Origin of the sequence: Microbacterium sp. MYb62 (genome assembly GCF_002979475.1) — a bacterium.
Taxonomy (GTDB): domain Bacteria; phylum Actinomycetota; class Actinomycetes; order Actinomycetales; family Microbacteriaceae; genus Microbacterium.
In genome coordinates, this window is sequence record NZ_PCOY01000012.1 from 92,582 (window position 1) to 102,224 (window position 9,643).

Below are 9,643 nucleotides of genomic sequence, written 5' to 3' on the forward strand. Positions count from 1 at the left end.
GGCACGAGCCGATGCGAGGGCGACGGCGACTCTCTGGAATCATGGCCAGGTGGATATCGGCGCCGTGCTCGGACTCGAGCAGCTCACCTGGGGGATGCTGCTGCTCGTCGTCATCGCCGCGTTCTGCGCCGGCTGGATCGATGCGGTCGTCGGCGGGGGAGGGCTGCTGCAGCTGCCGGCGCTGCTGTTGATCCCCGGTATCTCCCCGGTGCAGGCACTCGCGACGAACAAGCTCGCCTCGGTCTTCGGCACCGCGACCAGCAGCGTCACCTACTACCGCCGCGCGAAACCCGATATCCGCACCGCGCTGCCGATGGCGGCGATCGCCCTGGTCGGCTCCTTCGGAGGAGCAGCGGTGGCGACGGTGCTGCCACCGGCCGCCTTCAAGCCGATCATCGTGATTGCCCTGCTCGTGGTGGCGCTGTTCACCGCGTTCCGGCCGCAGATGGGTGCCGCGACGCAGCTGCGGTTCCACGGGCACAAGCACCACATCATGGCCGGCGTGGCGGGACTCGGCATCGGCTTCTACGACGGGATGATCGGGCCGGGAACGGGCACCTTCCTCGTGATCACGCTGGTCGCACTGCTCGGCTACGACTTCCTACAGGCGAGCGCGAAGGCCAAGATCGTCAACCTCGCGACGAACATCGGTGCGCTGCTGCTGTTCATCCCGCACGGCGCCGTGCTGTGGCTGCTGGGCGGCATCCTCGCGGTCGCGAACGTCGCGGGCAGCTATCTGGGGTCGCGCATGGCGATCTCACGCGGGACCACCTTCATCCGCGTGGTGTTCCTCGTGGTCGTGGTCGCGCTGATCGCGAAGCTCGGCGTCGACGTGTGGAACGAGAACATCGTCCCGGCGTTCGCGGCGTTCTCATCCTGACGGCGCGTGCGACGCCACGCAGGATCAGGCAGAAACGCCGGGTCAGGCAGGTTCTTCGCAGAACCGCCTGACCCGGCGTGTATGCCTGTGCTCGCGCGAGGCGGCTGGCGTCAGGCCTCGTCCTCTTCGGGCTCGAAGTCGACGCCGGCCTCGGCGCGCTGGGCCTCGGTGATCGGTGCCGGAGCGGAGGTGAGCGGGTCGTAGCCGTTGCCCGACTTCGGGAACGCGATGACCTCGCGGATCGACTCGGTCTTGGTCAGGTGCTGCAGCACGCGGTCCATGCCGAGCGCGATCCCGCCGTGCGGCGGTGCGCCGAACTTGAACGCGTCGAGCAGGAAGCCGAACTGCTCGTCGGCCTGCTCGTCGCTGATGCCCATGACCTCGAACACGCGCTTCTGCACGTCTTCTCGGTGGATGCGGATCGAGCCGCCGCCGAGCTCCGAGCCGTTGCACACGATGTCGTATGCGTAGGCGAGAGCGGAACCCGGGTCGGTGTCGAACGTGTCCTGGAACTCCGGCTTCGGGCCGGTGAAGGCGTGGTGCACGGCGGTCCAGGCGCCGGCACCCACAGCCACGTCGCCGGAGGCCACGGCATCGGCGGCCGGCTCGAACATCGGGGCGTCGACGACCCACGTGAACGCGAACTCGTCCGGGTTCAGGTAGCCGAGGCGGCGGCCGATCTCGACGCGCGCCGCGCCGAGCAGCGCACGGCTCTCCTTGGTGGAACCGGCGGCGAAGAACACGCAGTCGCCGGCTTCGGCGCCGACGAGCTCAGCGAGCCCCGCCTGCTCGGCCTCGGACAGGTTCTTGGCCGCGGGGCCGCCGAGCGACCCGTCTTCGTTGAACAGCACGTAGGCGAGCCCACGGGCACCGCGCTGCTTGGCCCAGTCCTGCCAGGCATCGAGCTGCTTGCGCGGCTGGCTCGCGCCGCCGGGCATGCGCACCGCGCCGACGTACTCGGCCTGGAAGACGCGGAACGGCGTGTCCCGGAAGTACTCGGTCGCCTCGACGAGCTCGAGGCCGAAGCGCAGGTCGGGCTTGTCGGAGCCGTACTTGGCCATCGCGTCGGCGTAGGTCATGCGCGGCAGGGGCGTGGCCACCTCGACGCCGATCGTCGCCCACATCGCGACGATGAGCGACTCCATGAGAGCGATCACGTCTTCCTGGTCGACGAAGCTCATCTCGATGTCGAGCTGCGTGAACTCCGGCTGACGGTCGGCGCGGAAGTCCTCGTCGCGGTAGCAGCGCGCGATCTGGAAGTACTTCTCCACACCGCCGACCATCAGCAGCTGCTTGAACAGCTGCGGCGACTGCGGCAGGGCATACCAGCTGCCGGGGCTCAGACGCGCGGGCACCAGGAAGTCGCGGGCGCCCTCGGGCGTGGAGCGCGTGAGAGTGGGCGTCTCGACCTCGGTGAAGTCGTCGGCGTGCAGCACGTCGCGGATCGCCTTGTAGACGTTCGAGCGCAGGCGCAGGGCGGACGCAGGAGCCGGGCGGCGCAGGTCGAGGTAGCGGTACTTGAGGCGCGCCTCCTCGCCGACGGTCTCGGTCTCGGCGAGAGCCGTGGAGACCTGGAAGGGGAGCGGCGCCGATTCGTTCAGCACCTCGACGTCGGTCGCGATGAGCTCGATCTCGCCGGTGGGCAGGTTCGGGTTCGCGTTGCCCTCGGGGCGCAGGGAGACCTCGCCGGTCACCTTCAGCACGAACTCGTTGCGCAGCGGGTGGGCGATCTCCTCGTCGCGGATGACGACCTGGGCGATGCCGGAGGCGTCCCGCAGATCGATGAAAGCGACGCCTCCGTGGTCACGACGGCGATCGACCCAGCCCGAGAGGGTGACGGTCTGACCGATGTGCTCGGCTCGCAGAGAGCCTGCCGAGTGGGTGCGAAGCACGGAGTATTCCTTCTGATCCGGGAAATGGAGAACCCGCCCATTCTACGGGGGCTGTCGGGCGGTCATCGGCCCGGTTGGCGGCGCCGGAGTCGTCGGATCAGTAGGATCGCCACGACACAGCCTTTGCACAGAAAGGGTGCACCGTGGACAACAACGGCATCTCCGATCTCTTCGCAGCGATCTTCTCCGGGACCACCGGCCTGATCGCGCTCGTCTTCTACGTCCTCGTCGCGATCGGACTGTGGAAGGTGTTCACGAAGGCCGGGTACCCCGGCATCCTCGCGATCATCCCGTTCGTGAACCTCATCTTCCTGGTGAAGATCGCCGGCATGTCCGGCTGGCTCGCCCTGCTGTACCTGGTCCCGATCGCGAACGTGATCCTCGCGATCATCGTCGCGTTCAAGCTCGGTGAGCGCTTCAACAAGGGCGGGGCGTTCTCCTTCTTCCTGCTGTTCGTGTTCCCCTACATCGGGTACCTGATCCTCGGCTTCGGGGACGCGCGCTACAGCAAGGCGTGACATGACGGCGTCCCGGCTGCACCTCGTCCGACACGGTGAGGTGCATAATCCGGCTCGCGTGCTCTACGGGCGGCTGCCCGACTACCACCTGAGCGACGCGGGCCGGGAGATGGCTGCCGCGGCCGCGGACCATGTGGCGTCGCTGGATCGGCCGGTCGCCGTGCTGTACGCGTCGCCGCTCGAGCGGGCGCAGGAGTCGGCGGAGCCGTTCGCCGAGCGCTTCGACCTCGTGCCGGAGATCGACATCCGCCTGATCGAGCCGACGAACGTGTTCGAGGGAACGCAGATGCGGCGCTCGCTGATGAACCCCGTGAACTGGTGGCACCTGCGGCAGCCGTCGCTTCCCAGCTGGGGTGAGCCGTACTCCTCCATCGCGGAGCGGATGCTCGGCGTCATGGACGAGGCGTGGGATTCCACGCCCGACGGCGACGTGGTGATGGTGTCGCATCAGGCGCCGATCTGGATCACGCACCTGCGCGTCGCCGGCCTGCCGCTGCGGCACGACCCACGCACCCGCCGCTGCGCCCTGTCGAGTGTCACCTCGTTCGAACGCGTCGGCGACGTCTGGCGCGAGGTCGCCTACGCGGAGCCTGCCGCGACCGGCGGTGCCGTCGACGTCGGCGCGGTCTGACCCGTATCCCTTCGAATCGCGCAACGGATCCCGCCTCCACACCGGATGCGGCCGGTTGCGCGATTCGAGACCCCGAGGTCAGTGCTCGGCGGCCAGGAGCGACTGGATGATGCCGACCGCGGCCAGCTGCCCGGCGGCAGCAGCCAGCAGCACGGACGCCATCGGACCGGGAAGGCTCGCGCGGTGGGCGAGGTCGCCCGCGGCGAAGATGCCCGGCACGGAGGTGCGCCCGAAATCATCGATCTCGATGCAGCCGGACTCGAGCATCCGCATCTCGAGCTGCGCGGCGAACGGCGCCCGCTGACGCATCGATCCCGACGCCACGAAGACGCCGGCGACCACGAGCTCATCGTCGTCCGTGCGGATGCGGACCCTGTCGTCGACCTTCTCGACGGAGGAGAGCGGTGCCGGGCTCGCCCGCACGCCCTTCGTCTCGAGCATCCGGATGTCGTCGTCGGCGAAGACCTCCCCGACAGGGAAGACGGTGATGTCTCCGACGATTCTGCCCAGCAGGCCGATGAGGTGCTCGGCCCTAGCGGCTGCGCCGACGATGGCGATCGGCTTGCCGGCATGCTCGTGTCCGTCGCAGAACGGGCAGCTGAACGCGAGGGTTCCCCACAGATCCTGCAGTCCGGGCACGTCGGGGAGGTCGTCGGCGACGCCCGTGGCGATGATGACCCGGCGCGCTTCGACCACCGATCCATCGGCGATGCCGACCAGGAACGCATCCTCGACGCCGGAGACGCTCGTCGCAGCCGCGTCGCGCACCTCGACATCGTCGTACGCGGAAAGCTCCGCTCGGGCGGTCGCGCGGAACTCGGCCGGGGGAGCACCGTCGGCACCGACCATGTTGTGCATGTGCAGGACGGTGCCGTTTCGGTACTCGCCCGAATCGAGGAGCAGCGTCGATCGATGCATCCGTCCGAGGGTCAGGGCGGCCTGCAGTCCTGCCGGTCCTGCGCCGATCACGATGGCGTCGTACATGGGGGTCCTTCCCGCTGGATGTTGCCTTTCACGCCAGTCTGTGACTTCATGTCAACATGAAGTCAAGTTCCGAGCATCCGTGGTCCGTCGGCGACGTCGCTGCCCGTTTCGAACTGCCGACGAACGTGCTGCGACACTGGGAGTCCGTCGGACTGCTCCGGCCTCCGCGCGATTCCGCGGGGCGACGTCGCTACGGCGAGGACGAGATCGTGCGCATCGCCGTGATCCAGCGCAGCAAGGCCGCGGGGATGAGCCTCGAACAGATCGCGGTGCTGCTCGACGACGGGAGCGCCGGGCGGCATCAGGTGTTGCAGCAGCACCTGGACGATCTCGATCGACGCATGGAGGAGATGCGTCGATCGCGCGAGATGACGGAGCACGCGATGGGCTGCCGGGCCCATGACATAGCGACCTGTCCGCGATTCCGGGCGGGTGTGGATGACGTCCTGGCGCGCTTCTGAGGCTTCGTGTGCCTGTGAGGCCTGGAAGGTGGCCCTGCTCATCGATACAGGGCTCCATCGCCGCGCGGGACAGAACCCCAGGAGGTTCCCCGCGATTCCGCACCGGCGCGGAATCGCGCTGGATGCTGGGCCAGTGGCTGAACGCATCATTGCCTGAACGAGAACAGGCAAGACACGTCGATGCGCCCAATGCAGGACGTCGCCAGTACGTGTTGGTCAGGGCTCGGCATGACGTCCGAGTCTGGATTGCCAAGAAGATCAAGGAGGCCCGGAGTGTCTCTGGAGCACAAGCGCCAGCGAACTGGAATAGTGCGTAATCATGGGTCTATGAGCGAGGAGATGCCTAGACCGCGGCGCAGCTTCCGTGAGTGGTGGCTCTTCATCTGGGGGTACGAGACTCAAGCGCCGGGAGAGGACCGAGATGAACCTTCCAGGGAGCAAGATGATGGGGCTGAGCGGTCGCGCTCATGGTTCACTGACGACGCAGACCCGGCAGTGGCCCCGAAGCACGGACGAGCAGATTTCCTCAATCGCGCATGGGAAATCATCGACGAAGCGCGAGCGCAGAAGTTCTCAGTAGTTTTCGGACTCGTGGGCCCCTGGGGGTCGGGCAAGTCCTCCATGCTCGACTGGTTTCGAGGAAGAGCCAGGGAAAAGTCGGCTGAGCACGATGCGACGGACTGGAACGTTCTGACCTTCAACCCCTGGGACTACCCAGACGCTTCGGCTCTGCAACTTGGGTTCTTCTCAGCGCTCCGCAGCAGCTTCGGGTCCTCCAAACTCGAGACAGCTCGAAACCTCGTTAGTGAGCTCGGTATCGCAGTTGCTCCACTCACCGCTGTGGCTGCCGCCTGGGGCCCGTTCGATCCCAGCAAGGTTGTTGAGAATAGCGCGCGGCTGCTTGGAGGCAATCGCAGCGCCGATGCTGCTCGACGCAAACTCGTCAAGACGCTCGAGCAAGCCAAGACGCCCGTCCTCATCATGATTGACGATCTTGACCGGATCTCAGCGGATGAGTTGCTCCTCACGCTGAAGCTCATTCGCCAGCTAGGGCGCCTCCCATATGTTCACTACCTTCTGTCGTACGACGAGTCGACGATCCTTGATGTATTGACCCGCACAAACCTCATCGGCAGCGACGAAGTCGGGCGAGCGCGAGACTATATGGAGAAGGTCATCCAAGTACGCTTCGACGTGCCTCAGCTTCAACCGGACGATGTCCTTGAACTATCGAACAGCGCTCTGCGTGAACTCGGGGACGCCACCGGACACAGTCTCGGCGAAGAACAGATGTCGAGGTTTTCCACTGCGTACTTCCGCTTCATTTCTCCGCGACTCGCCACCCCGCGCTCTATCCGACGGTTCTTTGCTCAAGCCCGCCTCCTATCGCCCAGGCTGCTCGGCGAGCTCGATCTTGCAGACTTCTTGATACTTACATGGTTGAGGACATTCGAATCCGGGGTATACGCGTTGCTTCAGCGTCGCCGCAAGGAGCTCATCGGTGGAGTCCCCAGCGGTCGCTCCCGCGATGCATCCGAGATCGCCCGAGAATCCGAGAAAGCCCGCGAAACCTGGGAGGAATCGCTTCGTAGCGCCGGAACTCGCCAAGAAGACATCGAGCCTGTCCTGTCTGCGATCGCTTCCCTCTTTCCTCGCCTCGCGGATGCTCTCAACCGCATCGTGGAGTACCCGACCGCGGAGCCTCCTCGTATCGCTCATGATGAGTATTTCGATCGTTACTTCAGTGCTGGCATCTCCGAGCGCGATATCGCCGATTCAACGGTACGGAAAGCGATTGCAGACACTGAGTCGGGCACTGGTGAGAAATCCGTAGCCGTTGCTCAGACGAAGCTTGGTTTGCTGGTCGTCCGCGCCCTCACTGTTTCCAAGCTCATCCGCGCCGCCGAGGATGCGGCGATTGTCGGCCCCGCGACCTATGCCTGGCTGACGAAGATCTACAACGAGGACTTGACGCACACGGAGCCTCTACGGTCGACGTCACGAATCGAAGCTCTTGTCTCGAATCGTCTACGAGAGATGCCGGCGAACGTGGCCTTCGCTGCTCTCGACGCCATCGCGACGGCGGGCGGCGGCATCCTTGTCGCGACCACAGTAAGCAAGGCAATCTACCGACCACAGCAGCGGACGGAAGCGCTCAATCTGACGAGTTCGATTCAGAACCTGGTCACCGCGTCGCTGCGTATCGCGATTATTGCTGAAGCAGCGACTGCCGAGCACATGTCGTGGCCTCTCCGGAATGCTGCTCTCGCATGGAAGGACGTTCATCCAGACGGCTTCCGTAACTGGCTTCTTGATGAGAAGTCAACACGCGGCGACCTCGCCGCGCTCGGCTTCTTCGTTCGTCTGTCCCAGACCATGGGAAGCAGGCCCTCGGTGCGTCTCGAACGAGTCGATCTGCAGGACGCTGCTGAATACCTCGATCTAGGTGAGCTGAAACGCAGATACGAGCAGGAAATCGCCGCGGTCAAGGCTATCGAGATCGGGTCTTTCACGGATACTCCTGATACGCCACAGAACCGCAAGATAGCGCTGCTGAACGCTCTGAAGACATGGGAAGTGTAATCGTCCCGTCATAGAGGATCTCCGGTATTAGGCTCTGTGCTTCGTGTCCGAGAGCGCGAACACCGCACACGACACGTCACTGAGCATGCGATGGGATGCCGGGCACATGACATAGCGACATGTCCGCGATTCCGGGCGGGTGTGGATGACGTCCTGGCGCGCTTCTGAGGCTTCGTGAAGGCGGGTCTGCATCCACCTCGTGCATAGGAACCTCTGCGTAAACTCGGAGTCGTGCCACTCGCCTCGACGGTTCGCCCGATCCGCAGCGGCCGCTCCTCCCGCACCCGGCGTTCGCGTCGCGCGGTCGGTGCCGCGCTCGCTGCGGTGCTCGCCATCGGTCTGAGCGCCTGCGCTCCCGATCCGGTCAGCGAGTCCTTCCTGAACGGTGAGAACACCGGCTACGTCGCAGCTGACGGCGCGATCGTCGAGATCCCCGTCGCCGAGCGCGGTGAACCTGTGGTGTTCGGCGGGGTGACCGAGAAAGGCGAGAAGTTCGACAGCAAGGACATCGCCGGACAGGTCGCGGTCGTCAACTTCTGGTACGCCGGCTGTGCGCCGTGCCGTCTCGAGGCGGCCGACCTCGAATCGGTGTGGCAGGAGTACAGCGACGACGGCGTCTCGTTCGTCGGCATCAACACCCGCGACCAGGCGGACACCGCGGTCGCGTTCGCCGACCAGTACGGCATCACGTACCCCAGCCTGATCGACGTCGACACCGCCCAGGCCAAGCTCGCCTTCGCGAAGGAGACGCCGATCGCCGCGACGCCGACCACGCTCGTGCTCGATAAGCAGGGCCGCGTCGCCGCACGCATCATCGGCCCGATCGACGGGACGTCGATCCTCTCCACACTCGTCAAGGACGCCCTCGCGGAGGACTTGTGAGCATCAGGGACGTGTCGTGAACCCCGAAGCGATCATCGGATCCGGGGCCCTCTGGATCGCGATCCCGGTCGCGATGCTGGCGGGACTCGTCTCTTTCCTGTCCCCGTGCGTGCTCCCGCTCGTCCCGGGCTACCTCGGATTCCTCGGCGGTGCGGTCGCGCCCCGGTCGGCCGGCGTCGCCGGTACGGAGGGGAAGGTGACGACGCAGACCACCGAGACCGCGACGCGCGGCCGGCTCGTCCTGGGCGTGCTGCTGTTCATCCTCGGCTTCACGATCGTCTTCGTCCTCTACACGGTGCTCGGCGGCACGGTCGGGGTGTTCCTGCTGCAGTGGGGCGACCTGATCACGCGCATCCTGGGCATCGTGATCATCGCGATGGGGCTGGTCTTCCTCGGGCTCTTCGGGTTCGCGCAGAAGGAGTTCCGCTTCCACGTCGACTCGAAGGCCGGCATCGTCGGTGCGCCGCTCCTCGGCATCGCGCTCGGGATCGGCTGGGCGCCGTGCATGGGGCCGACGCTCGCGGCGATCCTGGCGCTCTCGTTCAACGCCGGTGATCCCGTGCGCGCGGGATTCCTCGGTCTGGCGTACTCCCTCGGCCTCGGCATCCCGTTCCTGCTCGTCGCGCTCGGCTTCGGGTGGGCGACGAAGGCGATCGGGTTCCTGCGTCGCCACATCCGCGTGGTGAACATCGTCGGCGGCGTGATGCTGATCCTGCTCGGCATCCTGATGGTCACCGGCCTGTGGACCGACATCATGTCGCGGCTGACGGCGGTGATCGGCAGTGTCATCCTCCCGCTCTGACCACTCCGAC

General features: G+C 65.9%; 9 protein-coding genes. 7 read left to right on the plus strand and 2 right to left on the minus strand.

Going from position 1 to position 9,643, the window contains the following annotated elements; translation table 11 throughout:
* The first annotated feature begins 94 nt into the window (after positions 1-94).
* Positions 95-880, plus strand: a complete 786-nt coding sequence (locus CQ042_RS13160; RefSeq protein WP_181157563.1) for a TSUP family transporter — start codon at positions 95-97, stop codon at positions 878-880.
* A gap of 110 nt (positions 881-990) precedes the next feature.
* Here CQ042_RS13160 and aspS read toward each other — a convergent pair whose 3' ends face one another.
* Positions 991-2,772, minus strand: a complete 1,782-nt coding sequence (gene aspS / locus CQ042_RS13165) for an aspartate--tRNA ligase (protein WP_105670908.1) — start codon at positions 2,770-2,772, stop codon at positions 991-993.
* Between the two features lie 143 nt (positions 2,773-2,915).
* On the opposite strand from aspS, the gene CQ042_RS13170 reads away from it, so the two are divergent.
* Positions 2,916-3,290 (plus strand): DUF5684 domain-containing protein, encoded by a 375-nt coding sequence (locus CQ042_RS13170; protein ID WP_105670909.1) that lies wholly within the window; start codon positions 2,916-2,918, stop codon positions 3,288-3,290.
* A gap of 1 nt (position 3,291) precedes the next feature.
* Positions 3,292-3,921 (plus strand): histidine phosphatase family protein, encoded by a 630-nt coding sequence (locus CQ042_RS13175; RefSeq protein ID WP_105670910.1) that lies wholly within the window; start codon positions 3,292-3,294, stop codon positions 3,919-3,921.
* A 78-nt stretch (positions 3,922-3,999) separates the two neighbouring features.
* On the opposite strand, the gene CQ042_RS13180 is transcribed toward CQ042_RS13175, so the two are convergent.
* Positions 4,000-4,905: an NAD(P)/FAD-dependent oxidoreductase gene (locus CQ042_RS13180; protein ID WP_105670911.1), complete on the minus strand. Its 906-nt coding sequence runs from the start codon at positions 4,903-4,905 to the stop codon at positions 4,000-4,002.
* 56 nt (positions 4,906-4,961) lie between these two features.
* Here CQ042_RS13180 and CQ042_RS13185 point away from each other — a divergent pair, with 56 nt between their 5' ends.
* The 4 genes from CQ042_RS13185 (at position 4,962) to CQ042_RS13205 (ending at position 9,633) form a co-directional block, all read left to right on the plus strand.
* Positions 4,962-5,366 carry a MerR family transcriptional regulator gene (locus CQ042_RS13185; RefSeq protein ID WP_105670912.1) on the plus strand — a complete coding sequence of 135 codons (405 nt, stop codon included), beginning with the start codon at positions 4,962-4,964 and terminating at the stop codon, positions 5,364-5,366.
* Between the two features lie 327 nt (positions 5,367-5,693).
* Positions 5,694-7,949: a P-loop NTPase fold protein gene (locus CQ042_RS13190; RefSeq protein WP_181157562.1), complete on the plus strand. Its 2,256-nt coding sequence runs from the start codon at positions 5,694-5,696 to the stop codon at positions 7,947-7,949.
* A 231-nt stretch (positions 7,950-8,180) separates the two neighbouring features.
* A complete protein-coding gene (locus CQ042_RS13200) occupies positions 8,181-8,831 on the plus strand; it encodes a TlpA disulfide reductase family protein (protein WP_105670914.1) in 651 nt (216 codons plus the stop codon).
* Positions 8,832-8,847: 16 nt separating this feature from the next.
* Positions 8,848-9,633, plus strand: a complete 786-nt coding sequence (locus CQ042_RS13205; protein ID WP_105670915.1) for a cytochrome c biogenesis CcdA family protein — start codon at positions 8,848-8,850, stop codon at positions 9,631-9,633.
* Positions 9,634-9,643 lie beyond the last annotated feature (10 nt).

Excerpts from the sequence above, each read along its gene's own strand:
- CQ042_RS13175 (WP_105670910.1), top strand. The coding sequence starts at position 3,292 with ATGACGGCGTCCCGGCTGCACCTCGTCCGACACGGTGAGGTGCATAAT.
- CQ042_RS13180 (WP_105670911.1), bottom strand. The coding sequence starts at position 4,905 with ATGTACGACGCCATCGTGATCGGCGCAGGACCGGCAGGACTGCAGGCC.
- CQ042_RS13160 (WP_181157563.1), top strand. The coding sequence starts at position 95 with ATGCTGCTGCTCGTCGTCATCGCCGCGTTCTGCGCCGGCTGGATCGAT.
- CQ042_RS13190 (WP_181157562.1), top strand. The coding sequence starts at position 5,694 with ATGAGCGAGGAGATGCCTAGACCGCGGCGCAGCTTCCGTGAGTGGTGG.
- CQ042_RS13185 (WP_105670912.1), top strand. The coding sequence starts at position 4,962 with ATGAAGTCAAGTTCCGAGCATCCGTGGTCCGTCGGCGACGTCGCTGCC.